The 25799-nt window shown below is 52.0% G+C and carries 24 protein-coding genes; 8 read left to right on the plus strand and 16 right to left on the minus strand.

Going from position 1 to position 25799, the window contains the following annotated elements:
- Nucleotides 1-121 precede the first annotated feature (121 nt).
- Nucleotides 122-2584, minus strand: coding sequence for a ribonucleoside-diphosphate reductase subunit alpha (locus KK062_RS28460; protein ID WP_254087788.1), 2463 nt, complete (start codon nt 2582-2584; stop codon nt 122-124).
- A gap of 85 nt (nt 2585-2669) precedes the next feature.
- Entirely contained in the window at nt 2670-3662 is a 993-nt protein-coding gene (locus tag KK062_RS28465) for a ribonucleotide-diphosphate reductase subunit beta (RefSeq protein WP_254087789.1), read from the minus strand.
- Nucleotides 3663-4143: 481 nt separating this feature from the next.
- Between KK062_RS28465 and rplU the strand changes: the two genes are divergently transcribed.
- Nucleotides 4144-4452 carry a 50S ribosomal protein L21 gene (gene rplU / locus KK062_RS28470; protein ID WP_254087790.1) on the plus strand — a complete coding sequence of 103 codons (309 nt, stop codon included), beginning with the start codon at nt 4144-4146 and terminating at the stop codon, nt 4450-4452.
- Between the two features lie 20 nt (nt 4453-4472).
- Nucleotides 4473-4739, plus strand: coding sequence for a 50S ribosomal protein L27 (rpmA, locus tag KK062_RS28475; protein ID WP_254087791.1), 267 nt, complete (start codon nt 4473-4475; stop codon nt 4737-4739).
- A gap of 82 nt (nt 4740-4821) precedes the next feature.
- Here rpmA and KK062_RS28480 read toward each other — a convergent pair whose 3' ends face one another.
- A complete protein-coding gene (locus tag KK062_RS28480; protein ID WP_254087792.1) occupies nt 4822-5400 on the minus strand; it encodes a NifU family protein in 579 nt (192 codons plus the stop codon).
- Nucleotides 5401-5540: 140 nt separating this feature from the next.
- Here KK062_RS28480 and KK062_RS28485 point away from each other — a divergent pair, with 140 nt between their 5' ends.
- Nucleotides 5541-7094, plus strand: a complete 1554-nt coding sequence (locus KK062_RS28485) for a dicarboxylate/amino acid:cation symporter (RefSeq protein WP_254087793.1) — start codon at nt 5541-5543, stop codon at nt 7092-7094.
- 61 nt (nt 7095-7155) lie between these two features.
- Here KK062_RS28485 and KK062_RS28490 read toward each other — a convergent pair whose 3' ends face one another.
- The 3 genes from KK062_RS28490 to KK062_RS28500 form a co-directional block, all read right to left on the minus strand.
- Nucleotides 7156-7368, minus strand: coding sequence for a hypothetical protein (locus KK062_RS28490; protein ID WP_254087794.1), 213 nt, complete (start codon nt 7366-7368; stop codon nt 7156-7158).
- Between the two features lie 111 nt (nt 7369-7479).
- Nucleotides 7480-8556 carry a chorismate synthase gene (gene aroC, locus KK062_RS28495; RefSeq protein ID WP_254087795.1) on the minus strand — a complete coding sequence of 359 codons (1077 nt, stop codon included), beginning with the start codon at nt 8554-8556 and terminating at the stop codon, nt 7480-7482.
- A gap of 20 nt (nt 8557-8576) precedes the next feature.
- Complete coding sequence (locus KK062_RS28500; protein ID WP_254087796.1) at nt 8577-10010, minus strand: BatD family protein; 1434 nt, start codon at nt 10008-10010, stop codon at nt 8577-8579.
- 232 nt (nt 10011-10242) lie between these two features.
- Here KK062_RS28500 and KK062_RS28505 point away from each other — a divergent pair, with 232 nt between their 5' ends.
- A complete protein-coding gene (locus KK062_RS28505; protein WP_254087797.1) occupies nt 10243-10428 on the plus strand; it encodes a hypothetical protein in 186 nt (61 codons plus the stop codon).
- Nucleotides 10429-10502: 74 nt separating this feature from the next.
- Here the strand turns inward: KK062_RS28505 and queG are convergent, their stop codons facing one another.
- From queG to KK062_RS28540, 7 genes are all read right to left on the minus strand, one after another.
- Nucleotides 10503-11441: a tRNA epoxyqueuosine(34) reductase QueG gene (queG, locus tag KK062_RS28510; RefSeq protein WP_254087811.1), complete on the minus strand. Its 939-nt coding sequence runs from the start codon at nt 11439-11441 to the stop codon at nt 10503-10505.
- 65 nt (nt 11442-11506) lie between these two features.
- Complete coding sequence (locus KK062_RS28515) at nt 11507-12151, minus strand: response regulator transcription factor (protein WP_254087798.1); 645 nt, start codon at nt 12149-12151, stop codon at nt 11507-11509.
- A 3-nt stretch (nt 12152-12154) separates the two neighbouring features.
- A complete protein-coding gene (locus KK062_RS28520) occupies nt 12155-14221 on the minus strand; it encodes an OmpA family protein (protein WP_254087799.1) in 2067 nt (688 codons plus the stop codon).
- Between the two features lie 74 nt (nt 14222-14295).
- Nucleotides 14296-16092: an ATP-binding protein gene (locus tag KK062_RS28525; RefSeq protein WP_254087800.1), complete on the minus strand. Its 1797-nt coding sequence runs from the start codon at nt 16090-16092 to the stop codon at nt 14296-14298.
- A gap of 94 nt (nt 16093-16186) precedes the next feature.
- Nucleotides 16187-16801: an HAD family hydrolase gene (locus KK062_RS28530; RefSeq protein ID WP_254087801.1), complete on the minus strand. Its 615-nt coding sequence runs from the start codon at nt 16799-16801 to the stop codon at nt 16187-16189.
- Nucleotides 16802-16828: 27 nt separating this feature from the next.
- Nucleotides 16829-17878, minus strand: a complete 1050-nt coding sequence (locus KK062_RS28535) for a glycosyltransferase family 9 protein (protein WP_254087802.1) — start codon at nt 17876-17878, stop codon at nt 16829-16831.
- Between the two features lie 9 nt (nt 17879-17887).
- On the minus strand, nt 17888-18496 hold the full coding sequence (locus KK062_RS28540; RefSeq protein ID WP_254087803.1) for a DUF4254 domain-containing protein: 609 nt from the start codon (nt 18494-18496) through the stop codon (nt 17888-17890).
- 89 nt (nt 18497-18585) lie between these two features.
- Between KK062_RS28540 and KK062_RS28545 the strand changes: the two genes are divergently transcribed.
- The 4 genes from KK062_RS28545 (at nt 18586) to KK062_RS28560 (ending at nt 22857) form a co-directional block, all read left to right on the plus strand.
- Nucleotides 18586-19170 (plus strand): hypothetical protein, encoded by a 585-nt coding sequence (locus tag KK062_RS28545; RefSeq protein WP_254087804.1) that lies wholly within the window; start codon nt 18586-18588, stop codon nt 19168-19170.
- 111 nt (nt 19171-19281) lie between these two features.
- Complete coding sequence (locus KK062_RS28550; RefSeq protein WP_317195818.1) at nt 19282-19860, plus strand: RNA polymerase sigma-70 factor; 579 nt, start codon at nt 19282-19284, stop codon at nt 19858-19860.
- 5 nt (nt 19861-19865) lie between these two features.
- Complete coding sequence (locus KK062_RS28555; RefSeq protein ID WP_254087806.1) at nt 19866-20894, plus strand: FecR family protein; 1029 nt, start codon at nt 19866-19868, stop codon at nt 20892-20894.
- Nucleotides 20878-22857 (plus strand): STN and carboxypeptidase regulatory-like domain-containing protein, encoded by a 1980-nt coding sequence (locus tag KK062_RS28560; RefSeq protein WP_254087807.1) that lies wholly within the window; start codon nt 20878-20880, stop codon nt 22855-22857. Before KK062_RS28555 ends, KK062_RS28560 begins: the two co-directional genes overlap by 17 nt.
- On the opposite strand, the gene KK062_RS28565 is transcribed toward KK062_RS28560, so the two are convergent.
- The 3 genes from KK062_RS28565 to KK062_RS28575 form a co-directional block, all read right to left on the minus strand.
- Nucleotides 22854-23996 (minus strand): fatty acid desaturase family protein, encoded by a 1143-nt coding sequence (locus KK062_RS28565; RefSeq protein WP_254087808.1) that lies wholly within the window; start codon nt 23994-23996, stop codon nt 22854-22856. The genes KK062_RS28560 and KK062_RS28565 overlap by 4 nt on opposite strands.
- Nucleotides 23997-24260: 264 nt before the next feature.
- The gene (locus KK062_RS28570; RefSeq protein WP_254087809.1) at nt 24261-24920 is read right to left on the minus strand and encodes a phosphatidylserine decarboxylase family protein; all 660 of its coding nucleotides are present in this window, start codon (nt 24918-24920) and stop codon (nt 24261-24263) included.
- Between the two features lie 129 nt (nt 24921-25049).
- Nucleotides 25050-25799: Glu/Leu/Phe/Val family dehydrogenase (locus tag KK062_RS28575; RefSeq protein ID WP_254087810.1), on the minus strand; the 750-nt coding region annotated here is incomplete at its 5' end.

Consider the following 25799-nt stretch of genomic DNA (forward strand, 5'->3'; position numbering starts at 1 on the left):
TAACGCTTCCCACTATCAAGGTGCGTTCGGGACTTACACCCTAGAGTTCGCGCCCATGCCGGGCGCACACAAAGAAGCCCGACCAAATTGGCCGGGCTTCTTCTTTTATAGGCTTTTGCTATTAGCTCCCGCAAGCCTCGCACGCATCGGGATTATCGAGCGAGCAAGCCAGGTCAGCAAGCTTCTGTTCATATTCAGACATTGTGCTACCGTATGCCAGCATCTGTTGCTGTGCATCGGCGACCACCGGTTCTGCTACTGCTACCACTTCAGGAGCTTCTGCTGAAACAGCCACGGGTGCCACTTCTGCTGCGGCAACTTTGTCCAGCGTGAACTTGATCGCATCAGCAGCGGCAGTTGTACGCAGGTAGTACATGCCGGTCTTCAGGCCTTTCTTCCAGGCGTGGAAGTGCATCGACGTCAGCTTGCCGAAGTTCGGGTTCGTCAAGTGGATGTTGAGGCTCTGCGACTGACAGATGTAAGCGCCACGGTCTGCAGACATATCGATAATCGACTTCTGAGAAATCTCCCATACGGTCCGGTAGATATCTTTAATATTCTGCGGAATCTCAGGAATGTTTTGGATCGACCCGTTGGCAGCGATCAGTTTCTGACGCATGGTTTCGCTCCACAAGCCGAGACTCATCAGGTCTTTCATCAGGTGTTTGTTCGCGATGATGAATTCGCCTGACAGGGTACGGCGCGTATAGATGTTAGAAGTATACGGCTCGAAGCACTCGTTGTTACCGAGAATCTGTGACGTAGACGCTGTCGGCATCGGTGCTACCAGCAACGAGTTACGCACACCGTGCTGTTTCACTTCGCGCTTCAGATTTTCCCAATCCCAGCGACCGCTCTTCGGCGTCACACCCCACATGTCGAATTGGAAGATACCTTTCGATACAGGCGAACCTTTGAAGGTTTCGTATGGACCGTGGATCTTGGATTCCTCCATAGAAGCTTCCATGGCGGCAAAGTAGATCGTCTCGAAAATATCTTCGTTCAGACGGCGTGCCTCTTCTGAGTCGAACGGCATGCGCAGCAGGATGAACACGTCGGCAAGACCTTGTACACCCAGGCCGATAGGACGGTGACGCATGTTAGAGTTGCGTGCCTCCGGTACCGGGTAGTAGTTAATGTCGATAACCTTGTTCAGGTTGCGTGTTGCTACCTTGGTGATCTCATACAGTTTCTGGTGATCGAAACGACCTTCTTCCGTTACATACTTCGGCAGGGCGAGCGATGCCAGGTTACATACCGCTACTTCGTCAGGCGCCGTGTACTCGATGATCTCGGTACACAGGTTGCTCGACTTGATCGTACCCAGGTTCTTCTGGTTCGACTTACGGTTGGCTGCGTCTTTATATAGAATGTATGGCGTACCGGTCTCGATCTGCGACTCCAGCACTTCGAACCACAGGTCCTGTGCCTTCACCTGACGACGGTAGCGTCCTTCTTTTTCATATTTCTCGTACAGGCGCTCGAAGTCCTCGCCCCATACCTCGGCCAGGCCGGGTGCTTCGTTCGGGCAGAACAACGACCACATTTCGTTGTTTTCCACACGCTTCATGAACAGGTCGGAGATCCACAAGGCATAGAACAGATCGCGCGCGCGCATCTCTTCTTTACCGTGGTTTTTCTTCATGTCCAGGAAGTCGAAAATGTCGGCGTGCCACGGCTCCAGGTAAATGGCGAAGCTTCCCTTACGCTTTCCACCACCTTGATCAACATAACGTGCTGTCATGTCGAAGTTACGCAGCATCGGCACGATGCCGTTTGAGTTTCCACCTGTTCCTTTGATGTATGAGCCCTTCGCGCGAATGTTGTGGATGCTCAACCCGATTCCACCAGCGGATTGAGAGATCTTCGCACATTGCTTCAGGGTGTCATATATACCGTCGATGCTGTCGTCCTGCATGGTCAGCAGGAAGCATGAAGACAGCTGCGGCTTCGGCGTACCGGCGTTGAACAACGTCGGCGTCGCATGGGTAAACCATTTTTCAGACAGCAGGTTGTAGGTTTCAATAGCGGCGGCGATGTCGTCGCCGTGAATGCCTACCGCCACGCGCATCAGCAGGTGCTGCGGGCGTTCTACGATCTTTCCGTCAACCTTCATCAGGTACGAACGCTCCAGGGTCTTGAACCCAAAGTAGTCGTAAGCGAAATCGCGGTCGTAGATGATTGCAGCATCCAGTTCCGCTGCATGCTCTTTAATCACACGGTATGTTTCTTTCGAAACAAGCGGTGCATTTTGGCCCGTCTTCGGGTCAATGTACGTGTACAGTCGTTTCATCGTGCTGGAGAACGACTTGCTCGTGACCTTGTGCAGGTTCGACACGGCAATGCGGGCTGCCAGCTTGGCAAAATCCGGATGTTTGGTGGTCAACGTCGCCGCTATCTCAGCAGCTAGGTTGTCCAGTTCCTGGGTAGAAACGCCGTCATACAGGCCATTGATCACCTTCATGGCCACTTCAACAGGATTGATGAACTTCGGATCTAATCCGTAGCAGAGTTTTTCGATGCGAGCGGTGATTTTGTCAAATTTTACCGACTCTCTGTGTCCATCGCGTTTTACTACAAGCATCGTGGAAAAAGGGGAGTTAAGGGTTGTTGTGGAAAAAGTTAAAAAAGTGTCTTAAGATAATTAAAAATCTTGTTTTAATTCTTAATTAAAAATCTTCGTTTAGCGAAAATTTCGGAGCGGAATGATCCTTCTCACTGCTCTTCAATACACCAGCCTTCTGGTATTCTGCTACACGTTTTTCAAAGAAATTGGTTTTGCCTCTTAACGAGATCATATCCATAAAATCGAACGGATTCGTCGCATTGTAGATTTTCTTACAACCCAGCTCACCGAGCAGACGATCGGCAACAAACTCGATGTATTGGCACATCTGCACGGCGTTCATACCAATCAGGTTCACCGGCAACGCATCCGTCACAAATTCTTTCTCAATCGCCACAGCATCACGGATAATGTCCGTAACCGTTTGCTCTGGCAATTTACCTACAACGTGTTGCGTATACAGGTGGCAGGCGAAGTCGCAGTGCAAACCTTCGTCGCGCGAAATTAATTCATTGGAAAAAGTCAGGCCAGGCATCAGGCCACGTTTTTTGAGCCAAAAGATGGAGCAGAAAGACCCCGAGAAGAAAATACCCTCTACAGCAGCAAACGCTATCAGACGTTCCTGGAAGTTACCCTGGTCAATCCAGCGCAGAGCCCAGTCAGCTTTCTTCTTCACACAGTCCATTGTATCAATGGCGTTGAACAGCTTGTCCTTCTCGCGCGCGTCCTTTACATAGGTATCGATCAGCAGGGAATAGGTCTCTGAGTGTATGTTTTCAATGGCGATCTGAAAACCATAGAAAAACTTGGCTTCTGTATATTGTACCTCCGACACAAAGTGTTCCGCCAGGTTCTCATTTACAATGCCGTCGCTGGCCGCGAAAAACGCCAGTACGTGGCTGATAAAATGACGTTCGCCATCATTCATAGCCTGCCAATCGCGCAGGTCCTGGCTGAGGTCAATTTCCTCGGCTGTCCAAAAGCTAGCCTCTGCCTGTTTATAAAACTGCCAGATATCATGATGACGAATGGGAAACAGTACAAAACGGTCCTTGTTTTCCTTTAAAATAGGCTCATCATGCTCTTTCTGGCTCATAATAAATAGGGTTTATGGGTCTAACCAAAATATCAAAAAGGCGAGCACCCGTCGGAACGAATACCCCCGTATCAAAACCTGTAAAAATGCTTGTTTGCTTAGAAGTCCGGCGGCTGCCAGACCTTGATCAGCTTCAAGTGTACAAATGAAATAGAACCATTCTAAAAATCAAAACGCGGTTTTTAAGCTGAATTCAACAAATGTGGATAACTTGTTGATGCATTGTGGACAGATAAGTTCCTGTAAAATAACCGTTTAGTAACTGGATTTTTCAGGTAGATTTAAGGTATATATCAGTCCAAAAAAAAACACTTTTTTTTTCGGTCCCGAATGGGGTAAAATGTGGGTAAAAGCCACGATAAACGGCGGAAAAAATGTGGATAGATATTCTATCTCGCAGGCCATCAGGAAGTATTCTGGTGTCGGGTGTTCAGATTCCCAATTTTTTCCCTACCTTTGCAATCCAATTTTAAAATAGCATATGTACGCGATAGTAGACATTGCAGGTAAACAGTTCAAAGTGGCTAAAGATCAATACATCTATGCCCCCAAAATGGACGGAGAGGCCGGAGCTTCTGTAAGCTTTGACCGGGTTCTTCTCGTTGATAATGGTGGTGATATTTCTATTGGCGCCCCTACTGTAGCAGGAATTACCGTATCCGGTAAAATTCTGGAGCACGTAAAAGGCAATAAAGTAATTGTCTTTAAAAAGAAACGCAGAAAAGGCTATGTCGTGAAGAACGGCCATCGCCAACAGTACACCAAAGTACAAATTGAAAGCATTGGTTAACCTTTAACGATTCTCTATCCATGGCACACAAAAAAGGCGAAGGTAAAGTAAAGAACGGCCGCGAATCAGAAAGCAAACGCCTTGGCGTTAAAATCTTCGGAGGTCAGAAAGTTATTGCCGGTAACATTATCGTGCGTCAGCGCGGTACAAAACACCACCCGGGCAAAAACGTAGGTATTGGCAAAGACCACACCCTGTTCGCACTGACGAACGGTGTAGTAGTCTTCAAGAAAGGAAGAGCTGAAAAGTCTTTCGTTTCGGTTGAGCCTGTTGTTGCTCAAGCATAAGACATTGCGCTTTTAATTTTATAAGTGAAAAGGCTCCCAAAAGGAGCCTTTTTCTTTTATACCTGGTTCGTTGAACCCCGTCTTACGCCAGGGCTTCTACCGATTTGATCTCGCCCGGCATCATGCGCGTAAAGAGATTTTCAATACCCGCCTTTAGCGTCACCATAGACGAAGGACAACCGCTGCAAGAACCTTGTAACTTCACTTTCACCACACCCTCATTAAAAGAGTGGTAGGTAATCGCGCCACCATCTTGTTCCACCGCCGGACGAATGTATTCTTCCAGGATCGTTTTGATCTTGCGGATTGTGTCCGTCTCCTCCTCTACGGGAACATCGTCACCTTCCTTAATGTCGATAATATATTTACCCTCTTCCAGGTATTTTTTGATGTGATCCTTGATCGTGTTCTGGATCTCCAACCACTCTACATCACCTTGTTTCGTAATGGTAATGAAGTTGCTGGCAAAGAACACCCGGCCTACAAACGGATACGAGAACAGCTCTACTGCGAGTGGCGAAATAGACGCGCTGGCGACATCCGGAAAATCGAAGCTCATCGTTTCCGGCACCAGCATTTCGTTCACCACAAACTTGAGCGAATTCGGGTTAGGGTTTGATTCCAGGTAGATATGTATGTTTTTGGGCGCTGCCTGTAGCATGTTTCTAGTGTTTATACGATGGGAACAAATTTAACGAATTTAAGTTCGCCCTCACCAAATCCTTTGACCGCCTTGCCCCCAACTTTTCCTATATTGCCGGTTCATAAACAAACGGTTGTTCACCTAAACCACTCGTAATCTTGACACAGAAGGGGATTTTACGACTCGCAGTCATCACTGTTAGCATCGCTGCCGCGCTACGCATAGCTCATTTTTTAACCTCCGGCATTCCAGACTACGCACTTCTTGTTACCAGCTGGCTGGCCCTGGAACTTGTTCTCCTGGCGGTCATCGACCGGGTAACATCGTTCAAAACCAATGCCATACTCGTTTTTGTACTCTTTACACTTTCGTTGGGCCTGCACATGGTCCATTCCTACGCTACGCCGATACCCGACCTTGTTCTGGCAGGCTCACGCTGGGTAACGCTGGGCGCGATCGGCTCCCTGGCCTTTAAGAAAAACTCGATCACCGCCTGGATCATCGCCAGCATGTTCATTGGCTGTGAAGTAGGCTATGTATTTCCGACCATCGCGATCAACCTCGATGTCCTGAGCAGCATCTTCCTGCGCCTGATCAAAACCATCATCGCACCGCTTATCTTCTCTACCCTGGTCGTCGGCATCGCCGCACACTCCAACCTCAAGCAGGTAGGGCGCATGGGGTGGAAAGCCATCCTATATTTTGAGGTCGTCACCACCATTGCTCTCTTCATCGGCCTGGCGGCCATCAACCTGACACGTGCGGGTGAAGGTGCCGAGATGAAACCACAGCAGGCGCAGATCGAACGCGCGGAAAAACTCAAGGCCCAGGAAAAATCCAAAGACCAACACCACGTTATACTCGACATCTTCCCCGAAAATATTGCAAAGGCTGTGGCCGAAAACTATGTATTACAGGTCGTAGTCTTCAGCGTGCTCTTCGGTATCGGCCTGGCCAAAGTTACCGACGACGCCAAGAAAAAACCGATGCTGAATTTTGCCGAGAGCCTGTCGGAAATCATGTTTAAGTTTACCGACATGGTCATGTACGTGGCACCCTTCGCGGTGGGTGGTGCGCTGGCCTTCTCCGTCGCGACCTTTGGCTTTGGCATGCTCAAGAATTTGTTCATGCTCGTCGGCACACTATACATGGCACTGATTGCCTTCATATTACTGGTATTAGTACCGATTGGCTTGATCATCAAATTGCCCTTCCGGAAATTTATTCGTGCCATCTCCGAGCCGGTATCGATCGCCTTCGCCACCTCCACCAGCGAAGCCGCGCTACCCAGCGCCATGGAAAACCTGGGCAAGTTTGGCGTACCCCGTAAAATTATATCGTTCGTGTTGCCCACGGGCTACAGCTTTAACCTCGATGGCAGCACCCTATACTTATCGTTGGCATCCGTATTCATAGCACAAGCCACTGGTGTCGACCTTACGTTTGGACAACAAGTATACATGGTGTTTATTCTAATGCTGACCAGCAAAGGCGTAGCCGGCGTACGCGGGGCTTCATTCCTCATTCTGGTCTCCACACTGGATACCATGGGGCTGGACTCGCAAAAAGCCACTGCCATTCTCGCCGTCGATGCTATTATGGATATGGGGCGGACAACCGTGAACGTCATCGGCAACTGCCTGGCGACAGTCGTCGTCGCCAAATGGGAAGGTGAATACTCCGCCACCGCAGGCGACGGCACATTTGATTAATTACGATATCACACAAAAGATAATAACGGTCCCGACAAACTCGGGACCGTTGTATTTTTTATCAGGCTGTGCGGCGACTCGCCACGAAGGCAATAATACCTGCTGCCAGCAAAATGCCGCCCGTGATCGGCGACCAATAGATCGGCGTCTTTTCTTCTTTGTTGATTTCCAGTGGACCGATATCGGCCACTTCTTTTTTTGTGATCAACGTAAAGCCGGTAAAGACTGTCATGATGCCGCCAATAACAATCAGGATGATGGCAAATGTTTTCATGGGATTGTAGTTTATTCACACACGCCCATGAAAAAGACATGCCCTCCTGTAATCGAGGGCGCATCCATCCGTATTACGACAGAAATACATTTTTGCTGAAAAAAGTCTACACTATATACTCCGCGCCGCGTTGTTCCGCAACAAGAAGTCGACCAGTACCAGGGCTGCCATGGCCTCTACAATCGGCACAGCGCGTGGCACTACACAGGGGTCATGCCGGCCTTTGCCACTTACAGTGGCTTCGTGACCGTGCTTGTCGACCGATGCCTGGTCTTGCATGATCGTAGCCACCGGCTTGAAGGCCACGTTAAAGTAAATATCCTCGCCGTTTGAAATACCGCCTTGTATCCCACCCGAGTGGTTCGTGCGGGTTCTCACCCGGCCCCCTTCGGTATAAAACTCATCATTATGTGCCGAGCCGCGCAGGCGTATACCGTCAAAGCCACTGCCATATTCAAAGCCCTTCACGGCGTTGATGCTCAACATGGCTTTACCCAGTTCGGCATGTAACTTGTCAAATACAGGCTCGCCCAGGCCTACCGGTGTATTCTGAATAACGCACGTCACCAACCCGCCAATGGTATCGCGATCCAGACGTACCTGGTCTATCAGCGCAATCATCTGGTCCGCTACCACCGGGTCCGGGCACCGCACGATGTTATCTTCGGTTTTGTTGAGGTCCAGTTGTGTATAGTGCGGGGCTTTGATGTCACCCACCTGCGACACGTAGGCTTGAATGGTTACGCCCAGGCGTTGCAGCAACAGTTTGGCTACCGCACCGGCGGCTACACGCGCCGCCGTCTCGCGGGCTGAGCTACGTCCACCACCGCGATAGTCGCGTATGCCGTACTTTGCTTCGTAGGTATAATCGGCATGCGAGGGACGAAACGTCTCCGCGATGTGGCTATAGTCTTTGCTGCGTTGATCCTGATTTTCAATCACGATGGCCAATGGCGTGCCCGTGGTCTTGCCCTCAAATACACCGCTCAGAATTTTGAATGTATCGTCTTCCTTGCGCTGCGTCGTGATTTTCGACTGGCCCGGCTTGCGGCGGTCCAGCTCAGTTTGAATAAAGGCTTCGTCCAGCGTCAGGCCCGCAGGACAGCCGTCGATTACCACGCCAATGGCAGGACCATGCGACTCGCCAAAGGTGGAGATTTTAAAAAGAGTTCCGTACGAATTGCTCATGCGGGGTCGAAGATAGCGGATTACTTCCGGAAAATGATAAAGGCCGCCGCCCCGAGTGTAACAACGATGAACGCATTAAAGACCCACTTCTGCCACCGGTCGTCGGCAATCGTGTGTATGGTATTGTCCGCCGTGCCGATCTTGTCGTAAAAGCTGCCCAGGTCGTTTGCCTGGATCGCCTCGTTCTTCTTGCTCTCGCCCGTTACCGTAAACACCAGCTTGGGCTGCAAGCTGTCATAACGCTGCTTGGCGGGGTTAAAGAACACCCAGTAGAAATAATCCTTCATCTTGTATTGACCCGGCTCCTTGGGAATCAGGAAGTAGCTGAACGACTTGGTACCCGTCACGCGGTTCTTCTGCCGGTGAATATCCTGACGGACGTTTGGTTCATAAAACTCAAAGTTGGCGTCCTTCTTGACGGACGGTTTTTCAATGGCCGAAATATTCCCCTCACCATAGATGTTAAACTCATATACTCCGCTGGCGCCGGTCTCCAGGTTGGTATTACGGCTGCGCTCGTCCAGGCGATAATCACCCACCGCGACGACGTCGCGCAGCGGATGCGGCGGCAGCTCTTTTACCGCTACGCGCTTAGCCTTGGCTCGGAAGCTCTTAAAATCTTCCTTCCGGTTCTGGCCGAAGAATGAAGGGTTCTTGGCCACTTTGTATTTGATCATCTCCAGGTCAAACGCCGGGAACACAACGGGCTCGGCATTGAGCGGATACAAGGTAGCCTGGTATATCTTATACTGCGAATATCCTTTACCGTTGACGGTCACACTCTCGGCTTCAATGTTTTCAATGTTGAAATTCTCTTCCCAGCAGTTAGTAGGTTTGATCTTCTTGAGAATCTCCGACAGCTGTCGGCCTAATTCGTAAAACTGCAAGGGTGCGCGGTTATCCTCCGCCACAAAGAAAGAGATGGTCGTATTAAACCCTTCTCCTACGTATACATTGTCTTTACTGGTCGTAAGGGCCAGGAAAGCATCTTCATTTACATCCACGAACTCGGTCTCCGTACCACCCTCGTCACCTTCAAAGAAACTGCGGAATGGATCGCGTGTTTGTTGCTGCTGTACCGGGGCGCCTACCTTTACTTTTTTACCGGTTACTTGTACGGGCTTGTCATTTACCTTCATAGTAAAAGAAGGAATTGTAACGACCCCTTGCTTGGTGGGCACGTACGTCATGATCACACTCGACGACGACGAGATCTGACCGTTGATGATGTTGGTAGAGGATTGTGTCGATGTACCCCGCTTGCGGAAGCCGGCTATCTCCGGAAAGTTGTCGTAGCTTTTTAACCTGGCGTTTTGCACCGTCACCGTGATCGTCCAGGCCTGATTCTCGCCAATGGCGTCAGGTCCCAGGGTAACGGTCTGCGCCTGGGCAGCAAACGCCCCCGCTGCCAGCAGCACCACAAATAACATCCGAAAAGAAAAAACTCGTCGCATAATGAAATCGATTTCAAAACTCATCGTTACAAAAATACGTTAATCGCACACATGAGGTCCGCAAAGCAAGACGAAATCATCCTGGGTAACCACTTTGTAGCTGGTCCGGGGGCCGAAATTACCCTGCTTTACGGTAGTTCAACGAAAGTTGGACAATCTTCTTTTATTTAAAATATTATTTTGGTAACTTAACGATTGTTAGGATTAAATTTTTTCAACTGAAACATTTGCCATGCTGAATTATGTCAAAACTATTCTCACAAAAGTGAGTTTTGACGCTCTTCTTTTTGAAAAAGAGCTACGAAAGGCGATAAAATTGGTTATCGCCGATGAATTGAATGACCTCAGAAACTGGTGCTATGCCAGGTTTTCCGGCGAGTACGAAGCCATCCTGAACCGGTGCTTTGTCGTCGCTTAACATCTAACTACTTGTTCATCTTTTAACCCATCAAAAGATTGAAGGGCCCCTGCTTAGAGTCAGCAGGGGCTTTTTTATTTCTGCTCGTCGGGGGGCAACACAAACCTGATGTTGCGCTGCAACCCCTCCAACTTGGCCCGCTTTACGGCTGAATGACGAAAAACTTTCTGAAAAACCTCTGCTGTAATCTCTTTCCACTCGTTCGTAGAAAATTTACGCAGATCGCCGTGCGGCTCAAAGCTGGCTTCATTGTGCGGCTTGGCAAACCGATTCCATGGGCACACATCCTGGCAGATATCACAGCCAAAAATCCAGTTCTCAAACTTGCCCTGCACATCGGCCGGTATTTGCTCTTTCAGCTCGATGGTAAAATACGATATACATTTGCTGCCATCGACCACAAAAGGCTGCGGTATCGCATCGGTCGGACAAGCATCCATACACGCCGTGCAGGTGCCGCAGTAATCTTGCACCGGTCCGTCGTATACCAGCTCCAAATCAATCACCAGCTCTGCCAGAAAAAAGAAGCTCCCCATCTGGCGATTCAGCAAAAGACTATTCTTACCAACCCAGCCCAACCCCGCACGCTGCGCCCAGGCGCGCTCCATCACCGGCGCCGAGTCGACAAAGGCTCGCCCCTGTACGTCACCGACCTCCTCTTGTATGCGATCGAGAAATGTCTTTAACTTATCCTTGATGACAAAGTGGTAATCTTCACCGTAGGCATACTTGGCGATCTTTAAGCCACCTTCAGCAGCCAGGTCCTGCTTGGGATAATAATTGTACAATAGGCTCACCACCGACTTCGCGCCTGGCACCAGCAGCGTCGGGTCCAGGCGTTTGTCAAAGTGATTTTCCAGGTAGCTCATCTTGCCCTGGTGGCCTTTTTTCAACCACGCCTCCAGGCGCGGGGCCTCGTCCGCCAGAAATTCCGCCTTGGCAATACCGCAGAAGCTGAAGCCCAACCGGGCGGCTTCTGCTTTGATAAAATCGGTATAACGTTGAATTGGCAACACTGCCCCAAAGGTACAAAAACAGTGTGAGTGTGAGCGCGGGAGCGAACACACGCACACTAAATTCAAATGATTCTATTCTCCGTCGCCTTGCGCACAGCCTCCACCTTGTTGCTCACCTGCAGCTTCCGGTAGATGTTCTCGATATGCTTGCGCACCGTGCCCGTGCTGATAAAAAGATTGTCGCCAATCTGGTCGTAGCTCAACCCGTTCTTCAATTGCTCCAGCAGCTCCACCTCGCGTTTGGTAAGACCGAAATCTTCCGGCGTAATGGTCCTGTCCAGCGGGCTGCGGATCAGGTTCAGCGCCTTCAACGCGATGCCCGGCGACATGGCGGCACCACCATCCATCGCGTCGGCCAACGCGCGCAGAATAGCCTCTGCGGGTTCCTCTTTCAAAAGGTAGCCCGTGGCGCCCGCACAGATGGCCTCAAAGATCTTTTCGTCGTCGTCAAAGGTCGTGAGCATGATGACCTTGATCTGCGGATAACGCTGCCGTACCAAACGCGTCGCGGCAATGCCGTCCAACTGAGGCATCTGGATGTCCATCAATACAATGTCGACATTCGGGTCCCTGGCCAGCTTGTCCAGGAGGTCTTGCCCGTGCTGCGCCGTCACCTTCAGGCTGAGGTCCGTTTCGAACAACAGCTTTTCGAGAATGGCCTTCAGGGCGAACTCGTTGTCTTCTGCAATGGCTAACCGTATCGACATTGCCTATTGTTTTAAGAATATAAATTCCACGCGCCGGTTGGTTTGCCGCCCTTCTTCCGTTTTGTTGTCCGCACGTGGCTTGGACTTACCATATCCCTTGGCCACCAGCCGGGTCGCATCGATGCCGTTTGCTGCCAGGTATTCTTTCACGGCGTTCACGCGATTCTGCGACAATTTCATGTTGGTAGCTTCATCTCCCACGTTGTCGGTATGGCCACCAAGCTCAATGGTCATCGTCGGGTGGCCTTTGAGGAACTCTATCAGGCGGTTCAGCTCGGCATGCGACTGCGGACGAAGCGTAAATTTGGCAAAGTCAAAGAAGACGTTGTTGAGTCGTATGGCTTGCCCTACTTCAATCGGCCCCAGGTATAAGTCGCGCGTTATCTCGGTATATACTTTCACATCGCCTGCGTTAATGTTCTGGCTTTCGGGGTAATACCCGTCGGCCTGCGCCAGGAAACCATACTCCTGCCCCGACACCAGCGCGATCTTATAGGCGCCATCCACCGGGTTGGTCCGGGCTATGCCGAGCTCCTTGCCCGTTGTCAGCGACTCATATTTTACATCCGCCGCCAAAGGCTTACCCGTTTTAGAATCCAACACCCGACCTGAGATCATCACCACCGGCTTGGGCTTGGCACTCTCCGGCACGTTCACACGCACCAGATTGTCCCGTACCGTAGCATCGTTGTAAATCGACATATAGGCGTACTCACCCGTAGCCGGCACAACATAATAAAGCTCGCCGTTCGCGGAGTTCACCGCGGGCCCCAGGTTCAACGGCTCCGACCAGTTGAGCCATGTGTCGTCAAGGCGCCGCGTGATGAATACATCGTAGCCCCCGTAACCGGTCTTGCCGTTCGAAGAGAAATACATCGTCACGCCGTCACCGGCCACAAAGGCACATGGCTCGTCACCGGCAGTGTTAAGAGTCTTGCCTAGATTTTTTGGCTCGCTCCACGTATTGTCAGGCTGCAGAAAACTTATATACAGATCCTGATCCGTACGACGGTCGTCCATCTGCAAACACAGTATCAGCGTCTTGCCGTCGGGTGCAAAGTTGTAGTATACATATTTGGCCTTGTTCTTGAAGTTTGTAATCACAACATCCTGCGGCGTAGACCACCCCGACGCTGTGCGGCGGCTGACGGAAAGGCCCGGTCCTTTCTGCGTACCATCGGCATTATAGGTATTGCCGACATACAAGGTGTTACCGTCAGGCGTCACGCCGATCACGAAGTTATAGCTGATATTATTGAGTGGTTTACCAATGTCCTGTGCTTTGCTCCACTTGCCGTCGACCTGGCGTTCAGCAACAAAGATGTCGCTGTTCGTTTCCGTCAGGCTGCGGGCAAAGTATAGCGTCTTGCCATCGGCCGATATATTGGGCGCAATCTCGCCCACCTCGGTGTTGATGTTCGGCCCCAGATCTTCTTTGACCAATTCTTTGGGATAGTTGTCGATCAACCGAATGCCTTCCTTATCCTGCCGGAACTCAACATAGTCGGTTTGGATCTTCATCGTCCGGGCTACAAACACACCCAGGTCAAAACCCCACAGCGCCACAGGCGGCGCCTCGTGCACCAGTTGGTCATTGATGTAATACAACAGCTTATCGCCTTTCAGGGAGACAGTAAGTTTGTTATACTGACCGAGCGGTTTGATCGCCGCGCTCTTTGTCCATGCCTGCAGAGAAGTGTATTCCTTGTTCACGTAACAATAGATCGTGAACATACCGTTGGAGCTGATGGCAAAAGAATACGCATTGTCAAACGCGCCCCAGCACATGCCGTAACCATAATCCTCTACACCGCTTACCTGGCGGATAGACGCTTCGACGGTATAGTCTTTATCGGGCTCGTACCCCTGTGTTTTGTAAAAATAAAAATTGCCGTCGCCTGACGTTTTGTCCACGGTATAAACACCGTCGGCAATGGCGCCGGTGCCCTGGGCAAAACTGGTGGACCAACTATTGTTGTTATTGTCAAAATCTTCCCGAAACACAACGTTTTTTTGAGCCATAAGCAGACTGGCCATACACATGGCACAGGTGGTTAGCAAGTATTTCATACGGAGGGTACTTTTTGGATTTAAACAAATCTACCCTACGAATGCCCGACCGGGCAATACGTAGTTTATCGTATTCACATCCGTACTTCAAAGGATAAATACGTACCCTCGCCCGGAGCCGCCTTTACCGTCAGCACCCCGCCGAGGCCCCGCACACGCTCCTCCATATTGGCCAGGCCAAAGCCCCCAGCCGCAACGCCGGTCGTAAAGCCCTTACCATTGTCGGTTACCGCAATCTTTAAGCTATCCACTGTATTCTCCAGGATCACCCGCAGCTCCGTAGCGCCGCTATGCTTCAGGCTGTTGTTAACCGCCTCTTGCAATACCCGGAAGATCGCGGTAGCAATGGCCGACGGAAGCTCCAGGGCTCCATCGCCGTTCACAGTCACCGTAAATTGCACAAAGGCCTCTTGTACGGGCCTGGCAAACTCGCGGAACTTGATCACAAACTCGTCCAGGCTAACCGATTGTTTGTTGATCAACCACACCGTCTTCCGCAGCTCGCGAATGGTACTGAGCGTAAGCTTCTTTACTTCTTCTAACCGCGGGTTGGGCGCCGCGCCCTGTGCCAGGTCCATCGAGGAATTGATCAGCGTCAGCTGGGCACCGATGTTATCATGCAGCTCGCGTGAAATACGTAACCGCTCCTGCTGCAAAGCATTCTGTGCCTCCGCATGCGCCAATTGTTCTTTCAGCGCTGCCTCGTGTTCCATACGTTGCTGCTTCAGCGTGGTCTGCCGATAGCCAAACACACCCATCGCCCCCATCAGGAATATACCACCGCCCAGTAACAATATCGTATTGTTGCGTCCCTGCACCTTCAGGCTTGCCTCGGCCACCGCCTGCCGGCTCTCGGCCAGCTCGCGCTCTTTCTTTTCGGTTTCAAATTTCTTTTCCAGCGTAAGAAGCTGCTCCGACCGCTGCTGATTATAGATCGAGTCTTTCAGGGCGATCGATTGGCGGGTATACACCAGCGCCTGCCGGAGGTCACCCTCCTTTTCACTCAGCTGCGCCAGTTGTTCATAGATATAGCGCCGCAGATCTTTATACCCGATGGCGATGGTCTCTGCCAGCGCCTCTTTAAAATACTTTTGCGCAGCGTGGCGCTCTCCTTGCATCGCAAACAGCTCGCCCAGGTTGTTGAGATTGATCGCAAGCGCGTTACGGTCATTATAAAGCCGACGGTATTCCAGGGCTTCCATCAGATAGCGCTCGGCCTCGTCATACCGCTTCATCCGCGCCAGCACGCCACCAATGTTATCGAGATTATAGGCCAGCGCGAAGTAATCTTTCATTTGGCGTTTGATGGCGGCCGACGATTCATAAAGCATGCGCGCCGTATCGAGTTCGTTAAGTTGATCGTAATACTGACCGAGGTTATTCAGACTGTTGGCCTCCTGCTCCCGACTGCCCGCGCGGCGTGCGTACGCAAGCGCACGCTCATACGTCTTACCCGACTTCTCATGGTCGCCCTGCTTGGCGTGAAAAACACCGATATCATTCAGAATATAGGCCGCTTGTTCCCAATCTTGTACGGCTTCGCTTGCTTCCAGTCCGTGCAGGTAGGACTGTAAGGCCTCCGCGTAGTTACTGCTGTAATATTCCGCCACACCCACTGTGTGGAATGCGGCGCCCTCTGTATGGCGATCGTGCCGGCTCCGTGCCCAGGTCAATACTTCAAGGGCCAGCGCTTTCGCCGAATCACGATCACTGCGCACGAGCTCTTTGGCCGCCTGCAATCGCAGGGCCGCACGCTGTGGATCAGAAGTAGCTGATTGAAGTTGTTGATGAAGGGAGTCCAGCTTGGTCTGCGCGAACAAGCCTGTCGCACTACAAAGTAGCACGAGCGTTGCGGAGAGGGTGAGACGCATCTTTAAATTTACCCATATAGCAACGTATTTACAACACGTACAAAAAACAGAGCGTGTGTGAGCGCGAATACAGGTGCTGTCCTTTCATTCGCGCTCACACGCGTACGCCCAGCACCGCCAACGCGCGACGAAGCTCAGCCGGCGATTGAAAGTGAATAGCCTGCATCCCTACCGCCCGTGCACCCACGATGTTCTTGTAGTTATCGTCAATGAAGACAGCCCGCGCGGGGTCTACGTTATAGCGATTGAGCAAGATCTGATAGATCTCCGGAAAAGGCTTGCGCGTTTTTTCCGCGCCCGATACCACAATGCCTTCAAACCAATGCAGAAAGTCGAAGTTCGCCAACGCCCACGGAAACGACTCAGCCGACCAATTAGTCAGTGCATACAAGCGATGGCTCTTTTGCTCCTTCAACTGCCGCAGAATAGCGACGGTATCGGGAAGAGCGCCCGCAATAGTCTCTTGCCAACGGCCATACCAGGCACGCACAGCTATTTCATGGTCGGGATATTTTAATACCAGCTCCTCCGTTGCTTCCGCAAAGGAACGGCCGGCATCTTGCTCATCGTTCCACGCCGGCGTGCAGATATTCTCAAAGAACCAGGTGATTTCTTCCTCGGTCTTAAAAATTTTACGATACAGGTAGCGCGGGTTCCAGTCAATGAGTACGCCGCCCAGGTCAAAGATGATCGTGTCTACAGTAGTCATGAAAAGAAGGATGTCGAATAGCTTCCGTTAGCGGAGCAAGGTCAGTAATCTTTCTGAAACGGCGGTGGGGGTAATCCGCGTGAGACAGGCAAAGTCGCCGCGCAGGCATTTCTCTACGCCATAGACCGAACACGGCCGGCAGGGTAATTCTTCGCGGGGTATCTGAATGATATTTTTTGCCTCATAGCCATACGGCCCAAAGCCCACGTCGGGGTCGGTACCACCCCAGATTGACAACAACGGTATACCGGATAGTGCCGCCAGGTGCATGTTCGAAGAGTCTACACACAGCATCAGGTCCAGGTGCCGCATCAGGGCAATCTCCTGGCGCAGCTTAAGCTGCCCGGCAATCACTTCGCAAGTATCGGGAAATTGTTTCTTCAGCGACTCAAAGTATTTCACCTCCTTGTCCCCACCACCAAACAAAAAGAACTTCACGTCCGTCTGTTTGCTCACTTCTTCAATCAACAACGGGTAATTTTCCAGCGGCCAGATTTTTGACTTGTGCATAGCAAAAGGCGCCAGGCCCACCCACTTCGCACCGTCTGCCTGTTTTTTATAGGCAAACCACCCGGAAGCCGACTGAATAGATTCGCTTAGCGCGATATAGGGCGGCGCCACCATGGCAAACGGAAATCCCGCTTTCTCAAACGCCTGCCGGTAACGGTCTATCGTATGCGGCAAGGGCGTCGTGACTTTGTTCTCTTTGCGTGTAAAAGCTTTTTTCTCGGGACGGCCTTTGTCAAATACCACGACCCGGGTACCGAATATCCGGAACATCGTACGCAACATCATGGTGCGAATATGATCGTGCATATCGATCACCACGTCAAACGGGCCTTTGCGCAATAGCTTGCCAAACAAGTCGCGCGCGCCGAGCACTCCCGTATAGGTATAATCTACGTCTGCCGGAAAGGTTTGCACCCGCTCCATGTCGAAGAAGAGCGTACAGAACTTCGGACGTGTCACCACCGTCACCTCGATGTCGGGATACGCCGCTGTAACCGATTTCACTACCGGCACCAGCAACGCGACATCGCCCATGGCCGAAAAACGGAGAATCAGGATCTTTTTCAACGAGGTCTTTTATTTTTTCTGCGCGTACAATACAGGGTTGAGCGATGCATCATTGTACATCTTCATTTGACGGTATACTTTGAACCGCCGTGTACCCCGGCCTATATCTTCAATCAGCTCATCAAACGCCAGCGCCATATCGTTCTCCTGTTCGAGTAACACCGCCAGCTTCGTCTGGCACCGGGCAATGTGATCGGCACTGGCGTCGGTCCGCTCAGTCTGCTCACGCATGTGATAGATCTTTAACATCAGAATGCTCATGCGGTCGAGCAGCCAGGCCGGTGTCTCGGAGTTGATCCGTGCGCCCGGCTGGGGCGTTACGCCGCCGAACTCGGCAATGAACTGGTCGTCAATCTGCTCCACCATGTCGGTACGGTCCTGGTTGGATTTGTCGATGCGGCGCTTCAGCGCCACAGCCTCCACCGGGTTGATCTCCGGCAGGCGAATGATATCTTCCAGGTGCCATTGCACCGTGTCGATCCAATTCTTGGCGTACAACAGGGCTTCGAATGTACCGGACGCATTCGGATTTTTCACCGGCGTGTCTACGTCATCGGTCCGATGATAGTCTGCAATACTCCGGCGAAAAACTTCATAGCACTGACGGGCTGATAGCATACGTTCTTGATTAATGCGCAATTTAATTAATTTCATTTCAGTTACAGGCACGATAAAAATTTAGCCTGTGGTGTTTACTTTACACCCTTATGTCGTCACATCATTTCGTGCGGGAAGGTCAGGAGCCGGCACTGCTCATCGCCGGCCCCGCATCGCTGCAACAAGCTGAGCCGCTGTTGGAATGGGTACCCCTGGTGATCGTTACCGAGGAGGCCCTCGACCATGTCCAGGCATGGGGCATCAAAATCGATGCCGTCGTCTGCGTTGCCGCGCATGCCACCGACATCGAGCTGCAGCTCCTCGAACAGATGCCGTTCGTCGTTCTACCGCACTCGCCGGCTGACGACCCCATCGCCCGTGCCCTGCAGCACCTGGCCACCACCCGTCACTCCATGGTGAACATCCTCGCCCCACCTACCGAGGCGATATTCCGTCGCGCGGCCGACTTCTCCACCCTGCAGATCACGCTGCTGGGAGCCGACGTAAGGTGGTCGCTGTCAACACATTTCGAAAAATGGCTGCCCACCGGCAGCCGGCTGTACCTACGTCCCGCAGACAGTCATACCCTTACCATGAACGGTCTGGAAACCGTCGAGAATGGCTACCAGGCGACGCACGACGGTATCGTCAGAATCCATGGCAATGCCCCATTTTGGGTTGGCGAGCAGGTTTAACTTTTTTCTTTTCGGCGACATGGGGGTAAAACTTTTGTGAATTGTCTTAACCTCAACGGCTTAAAACCGTAAATTTCGCTGTTAAAAGATTCATTGAAACGATCCTAAGCAGTGGAATTTACTGAACAGATAAGCCCAACCTCGCTGAAAACCGGCGACCAAACTGCTTTTGAGATGCTGTTCCGAACTTATTACCAATCGCTTTGTAATTACGCCTACACGTTCATCCAGGACCGTGATGATGCGGAAGAAGTGGTGCAGTCCACCTTCTTATCGGTTTGGGAAAAACGGGAGGCCCTCGAAATTCACACCGCCGTAAAACCCTACCTCTATGCGATGGTGCGGAACGCATGTCTGAATTTGCTCAAGCACGAGAAGATCAAGCAGCGCCACGTGGAAGGTGAACTGGCGGTGGCGGAACGCAGTGTCGAGTCCGTTACCCGCACGGTCATGGCCTCTGAGCTGGAAGTGCGCATCTGCGAGGCCATGGAGCAACTGCCCGAACAGTGCCGCCTGATCTTTAAACTCAGCCGCTTCGAAGAACTAAAATACGCCGAGATAGCCCACCAACTGGGGCTGTCGATAAAAACGGTAGAGAACCAGATGGGCAAAGCCCTGCGGATTATGCGTGAGCAGCTAAAAGATTATCTGCCCCTGCTGATCCTTTTCATGAATGGATTTATCAACTGACCACCGTGCAACACACCACAGACGATATCGATGAGCTGATCGGCAAGTACCTTGCCGGAGAAGCGACTGCGGAAGAGGCTGCCCGCATAGAGGCATGGGAACATGCCAGCGAAGCCAACGTACGGTATATGCACCAGTTCAGGACGATCTTTGACAAAGCCTGTACCGTCAAAACGCTACAGACATTTGACACCGACGCCGCCTGGAACAACCTGCAGCGCAAAATGCGCAGCCAGCAAGGAACGACCGAGGCCCCGGCGAGAGACAACGTACGTACGCTGCATGCACCGGCACATCGCAACCTATACCTGCGCATTGCCGCCAGCGTACTCATTCTGCTCGGCGTGGGCTACCTGGCCTACCGCGTGACCAATACGACCGACGCCATCCGCCCGGTAACCGTCATAGCCGATGGACAAACGGTAGCCGACACCCTGCCCGATGGCAGCGATGTATACCTGAACAAACAAACCAAGCTGGTATACGCCTACGACAGGAAGAAACAGATCCACACGGTCAAACTAAAGGGCGAAGCCTACTTCAGCATTAACCACGAAGACGCCAAAAAATTTATTGTGGATGTTGGCGACGTCTTTATCCGCGATATCGGCACACGGTTTAACGTTACGGCGTATGAAGAGTCCAACACCGTAGAGGTTGTCGTGGTCGAAGGCGAAGTAGAATTCTTTACCAAAGGCGACTCCGGCGTGCGCCTGCAGGCCGGTGGCAAAGGTGTCTATAATCGCACCACCAAAACCTTCAGCATCGAAAAGCCCGATAGCAATGCGCTGGCCTATAAGACCCGAGTCTTCAGCTTCAGCAACACGCCGCTGGGAGAAGCCGTGGCCATGCTCAACGAGGTATACGACCAAAAGATCGTCATTGGCAAAAATCTCGAGAGCTGTCCCCTGAACGTAATATTCTCTGATGAGGACATCGACGAAATTGCCCTGATCATTGCGGGTACATTCGGCCTTACCGTGAATGAAACCGGCGACACGCTGACCCTAGAGGGCCATGGCTGCAATCCGTAAAGCGGGCTTCACGCTCCTGGCCTGGTTGCTCGTGATGGCGGCGTGGGCCGACAATCCGAAGACTCCCCTGTTGGAGCGCATCGTTACCCTGCAGTGTCAGAATGAATCCATCGCGGAGGTTCTAAAAAAACTGGGGCAACAGGCAGGCTGCACGTTCTCCTATAGCTCCTCGATCATCGATGTCAACCGCCGCGTCACGCAACAGTTCACCAAAAAAACCGTGCGCCAGGTATTGGATCAGGTCTTCGTGGGCGGTGTTCAATACCGCGAGCGCCGACGGTATATCATCATCACCGCGCTGCAAACCAAGCTTACCGACACCCGGCAAATAAGCGGTTATATCGTCGATGAAGCCACCGGCGAAGCGCTCCAGAATGTGAGTGTATACGACCCGATCACGCTGCAATCAGCTATCACCAACGCCTATGGATACTTCCAGCTGGAAGTCCCAAAACCATCGAACAAAGAAGTACGGCTGGCCGTCAACAAGGCGAACTATACCGATACACTCATTGCCGTACCGGATCATCGCGGCCTGCTCAACATTCCCCTGAAGATCAACAAAGAGCGCATCAGCGTGCTGACCGACAGCCTCGGCAACAAGCTGAAACGCTTTTGGATGACTACACTCACGGCCACGCGGCAAGCCATCAACATGGAGAACATCGACACCACGATGTACCGCACCTTCCAATTCTCCTTTGTCCCCTTTGTCGGTACGAACCATGCGCTCAGTGGCAACATCATCAACGACTACTCGCTCAACGCATGGGGTGGCTACTCGCTCGGCGTACAAAAGCTGGAAGTAGGTGGCTTGTTCAACGTGGTGCAAGGTGATGTAAAAGGTGTACAGATCGGCGGGATTATCAATGCCGTGGGAGGTCGAACGGATGGGGTACAGGTCGCGGGCATGGTCAACGCCGGCCTCGGCTCCGTGCGCGGTGTGCAGGTCGCGGGCCTTGTCAATTTCACGTGGGACACCGCCTGGGCCCCCGGTCTGGCGGGGTTTGTCAATTTCTCGCGACGAGACTCACGTGCCCCCCGGCTGGCAGGGCTAGCCAACGTAACACTCGGGAAACAACTAAGTCCGCACATCGCCGGACTTTTTAATTTTTCGTGGCAGGATGCCCGGACTGCGCAAGTAGCCGGGCTTTACAATTTTGTAACAGACTCGATGAGTGGTGTGCAAGTAGGTGGCTTGCTGAACCTCACCCTGCGCAGTACACACGGCGCACAAGTCGGTGGCCTGGCCAATATCACCGGCGGCCACCTGAAGGGCGTCCAGGTTGGCGGCTTGCTTAACGTGGTGGTCGATAGCATACAGGGAGCACAGATATCGGGTATGGTAAACGTCGCTACCGGCAACCTGCAAGGTGCCCAGGTAGGCGTTGTGAACTATGCCCGGCGCCTGAAAGGCGTGCAAGTAGGCCTGCTTAATATAACGGGCGCGGCAGGCGGCACACCCATCGGGATGTTGAGCATCACGGGCAAAGGTGGCTATCACACCCTGGAGATTTCAGCAGACGAAGTGTTTTATACCAACCTGGCATTCCGCACGGGCGTGCGCGCATTTTATAATATCCTCACGGCCGGCGTGCGTCCCAATACCCTCAACAAAGACGAGACCTTTTGGAGCTTCGGCTATGGCCTGGGCACTGCTCCGCGCATTTCTGATCACGTCTACCTGAACATTGATCTGACGTCCAGCCAGATCGTGGCCGGCAACAAATTCGAAGGCGTGAACATGCTCAATAAATTATACCTCGGCGTAGAATACCGGCTGTCGCGAAACCTCGGCCTCATTGCCGGCGCCACGCTGAACGGCTACATTACCGATACGGATTACGAGTACCCCGAGCTTTTCGCAGACTACAAGCCTTCGCTCATCAAGGAACGCACCTATAGCGATAACATCCTCTATCAGATGTGGTGGGGTGGTAAAATCGGTATCCGATTCTTCTAATGCGCTACCACCGGTGCGCCGACCGGTGCTGCATCGGTTAGCACTGTTGCCGGACGACGACCCAATTCTTTCAGCATTTTTGTATGGCCTACCAGCGCACCCCAGAACGTAGGTTCTGATTTGTAGGGTATACCAAACTCGATGGCTGTATTCTCTACGATCTTCGAGATCTTCCTGTAATGCACGTGGCATACGTTCGGAAACAAGTGGTGCTCCACCTGAAAGTTCAACCCGCCGACATACCATGAGAACCAGGTGCTCTTATTGGCAAAGTTTGTCGTCGTCAGCAACTGGTGAATCGCCCAGCTGTTTTCCATATTGCCGCCATCATCGGGCAATGGATATTCGGTGCCGTCGATCACGTGCGCCGGCTGGAAGATCACCGCCAGGATAAAGCCCGCTATATAGTGCATCACCAAAAAGCCAATAAACCATTGCCCCCAGGTGATGTCGAGCACCAGCATCGGAATGGCCAGGATATACACAAAGTATAACACCTTCGTGGCCACCAGCACGATCCACTCTGTACGAATGTCCGCACGCTGTTTTTTCACCATGCCGTCGCGCTGGTAACGCACCAGGCGTACAAAGTCTTTTACAAACACCCACACCAGTGTCATCAGACCGTAAAAAAACCACGCATATATATGTTGGAACTGGTGGATGGTCTTCCACTCGCCGTGCGGTGTCATGCGCAGCACACCGCGGGGGCTGATGTCTTCGTCTACATCGTGAATGTTGGTATACGTATGGTGCAACACGTTGTGCTGTACTTTCCAGTTAAAGGCATTACCGCCGACAATGTTCAGCGAATAGCCCAGCGCGTTGTTCAGCCAGGACTTGTTGGAATAGGAACCGTGGTTCGCGTCGTGCATAACCGACAGGCCGATACCGGCCACGCCCACACCCATTACCATACACATCGCGAGCATACCCAGGGCGTTCTGTACAACGCCCGTCAGCATCAGGATGAACGGCGTGAGGTACAGCGCAAACATAAACACCGTCTTGATCTTCATCTCGGCGTTTGCCTGCCGCGGCGTGCCCGTGCTTTTGAAATGTTCGTTTACCCGTTGCGTGAGGGTGGCAAAGAAATCTCCTCTGCGGGGAGAGAACTTAATGGGGGATGATCCTTTCATATGTTGGTTAGGAAAATGAGCTGCCCAGGTTTAGTGGTGAAGTAAAATTAGGCATTCCATGCGTCCTAAAGTTAACGATTACTTTCCTACAACACGTATGTAGTAATCCGGATGAATTGCAAAAAATATTACATGGCCGACCCGACCAACAGTAGTTAGCCTACGCCTATAACTGTCTAAAAAACAAATGCGGCTCTCGCCGCATTGTCATGATATTCTAAAAATATGATATAAGTCATATTCACTGGCCGCGTGTGAGTATGACTACGGCATTTCTGCAATGATCGTGCGGCCGCCCTTGGTAATGTCACCAATCTTAACTTTCACTTTCGCGTCAAGCGGCAGATAGATGTCTACGCGTGAGCCGAATTTGATAAAGCCAAATTCCTGACCTTGTTCTAAATGCTGACCGGCTGTGACGTAACATTTAATGCGTCTCGCAAGTGCACCGGCAATCTGACGGAACAATACTTCCACGCCGTCTTTAGTTTTCACCACCACCGTTGTACGTTCGTTCTCTGTGCTTGATTTAGGGTGCCATGCCACCAGGTATTTGCCGGGGTGATATTTATAAAAGCTGATCGTACCCCCTACCGGCATGCGGTTCACGTGCACGTTTACCGGCGACATAAAAATCGAGATCTGCTTGCGCCGGCCTTTCAGGTATTCGGTCTCTTCGGTCTCCTCAATCACCACCACCTTGCCGTCGGCCGGGGCCAGTACGGTTTTCTCACCTTTGGTGATGTCGAAGATGGGGTTGCGGAAAAACTGGAGGATCACCAGGTAGAAAATCACACTGACAAAAATGACACTGTTCTGTACCAGTATGCTCTGCGGGAAAAAGTACAGAATGGCCCAGTTCAAGCCAAAGAGCAGAATGAGTAGTACAAACAAGAGAAGGCGGCCTTCGCGGTGAATGGTCATAGTCGTTCGAAAGTTTTAAAATCGGTTAGTTCAATTTCCCGGCATCCTGTAAAAAGAATGCAGCAAGCCCTGAAGGCCTGCTGCTGCAAAAATATGCGATTCTTGGTCAAATACCGCCTCGGGGCACGATTAATACCCACCACGGAATTTGTAGGTCTTGGACACTTTGTCGATCGCCACCATGTAGGCCGCGATGCGCATGGGCACCTTGTACTCCTGCGACGTCTTATAGACATTGTTAAAGGCGTCTTTCATGATCCGGTCGCTGCGGCGGTTCACCCGGTCGGCTGTCCACTTATAGCCCAGTCGGTTCTGCACCCACTCGAAGTACGACACCGTCACCCCACCCGCGTTGGCCAGGATGTCGGGCACTACCATAATGCCCTTTTCATTGATCACGTTGTCAGCCTTTGATGAGGTCGGACCGTTAGCCCCTTCCACAATCAGCCGCGCCTGGATGCTCACCACGTTCGAGCTGGTGATCACGTCCTCGGTAGCGGCCGGCACCAGCAGGTCCACGGGCAGCGTCAACAGGTCGTCGTTGCTGATCTTCTCCGCTCCGGTAAATCCTTCCAGCGAGCCTTTGTTGCCATCACGGTACTGAATGGCCTTCTCAATGTCTATACCCTGTGCGTTGAAGTAAGCACCCGACAGGTCGCTCACCGCTTGTACGATCAACCCACGTTCGTGCAGCAACCGTGCTGCCCACGATCCTACGTTACCAAAGCCTTGTACGGCGCAGGTCGCTTTATAGGGATTGATCTTTAACTTTTCCATGGCTGCCATGGCCGACACCATTACACCGCGCCCCGTAGCCTCTGTACGGCCCAGCGAACCGCCCATCACGAGCGGCTTACCGGTTACGACGGCGTGCGTGGT

Origin of the sequence: Dawidia cretensis (genome assembly GCF_018598175.1) — a bacterium.
Taxonomy (GTDB): Bacteria; Bacteroidota; Bacteroidia; order Cytophagales; family Cyclobacteriaceae; genus Ohtaekwangia; species Ohtaekwangia cretensis.

Coding starts and splice junctions, on each gene's coding strand:
- KK062_RS28500 (WP_254087796.1), bottom strand. CDS start 10,010: ATGCGACGAGTTTTTTCTTTTCGGATGTTATTTGTGGTGCTGCTGGCA.
- KK062_RS28565 (WP_254087808.1), bottom strand. CDS start 23,996: ATGAAAGGATCATCCCCCATTAAGTTCTCTCCCCGCAGAGGAGATTTC.
- rpmA (WP_254087791.1), top strand. CDS start 4,473: ATGGCACACAAAAAAGGCGAAGGTAAAGTAAAGAACGGCCGCGAATCA.
- KK062_RS28545 (WP_254087804.1), top strand. CDS start 18,586: ATGTCGTCACATCATTTCGTGCGGGAAGGTCAGGAGCCGGCACTGCTC.
- KK062_RS28490 (WP_254087794.1), bottom strand. CDS start 7,368: ATGAAAACATTTGCCATCATCCTGATTGTTATTGGCGGCATCATGACA.
- KK062_RS28465 (WP_254087789.1), bottom strand. CDS start 3,662: ATGAGCCAGAAAGAGCATGATGAGCCTATTTTAAAGGAAAACAAGGAC.
- KK062_RS28525 (WP_254087800.1), bottom strand. CDS start 16,092: ATGCGTCTCACCCTCTCCGCAACGCTCGTGCTACTTTGTAGTGCGACA.
- KK062_RS28515 (WP_254087798.1), bottom strand. CDS start 12,151: ATGTCGATACGGTTAGCCATTGCAGAAGACAACGAGTTCGCCCTGAAG.
- KK062_RS28570 (WP_254087809.1), bottom strand. CDS start 24,920: ATGACCATTCACCGCGAAGGCCGCCTTCTCTTGTTTGTACTACTCATT.
- KK062_RS28540 (WP_254087803.1), bottom strand. CDS start 18,496: ATGCTATCAGCCCGTCAGTGCTATGAAGTTTTTCGCCGGAGTATTGCA.
- KK062_RS28480 (WP_254087792.1), bottom strand. CDS start 5,400: ATGCTACAGGCAGCGCCCAAAAACATACATATCTACCTGGAATCAAAC.
- aroC (WP_254087795.1), bottom strand. CDS start 8,556: ATGAGCAATTCGTACGGAACTCTTTTTAAAATCTCCACCTTTGGCGAG.
- KK062_RS28520 (WP_254087799.1), bottom strand. CDS start 14,221: ATGAAATACTTGCTAACCACCTGTGCCATGTGTATGGCCAGTCTGCTT.
- KK062_RS28460 (WP_254087788.1), bottom strand. CDS start 2,584: ATGCTTGTAGTAAAACGCGATGGACACAGAGAGTCGGTAAAATTTGAC.
- KK062_RS28560 (WP_254087807.1), top strand. CDS start 20,878: ATGGCTGCAATCCGTAAAGCGGGCTTCACGCTCCTGGCCTGGTTGCTC.
- KK062_RS28530 (WP_254087801.1), bottom strand. CDS start 16,801: ATGACTACTGTAGACACGATCATCTTTGACCTGGGCGGCGTACTCATT.
- rplU (WP_254087790.1), top strand. CDS start 4,144: ATGTACGCGATAGTAGACATTGCAGGTAAACAGTTCAAAGTGGCTAAA.
- KK062_RS28505 (WP_254087797.1), top strand. CDS start 10,243: ATGCTGAATTATGTCAAAACTATTCTCACAAAAGTGAGTTTTGACGCT.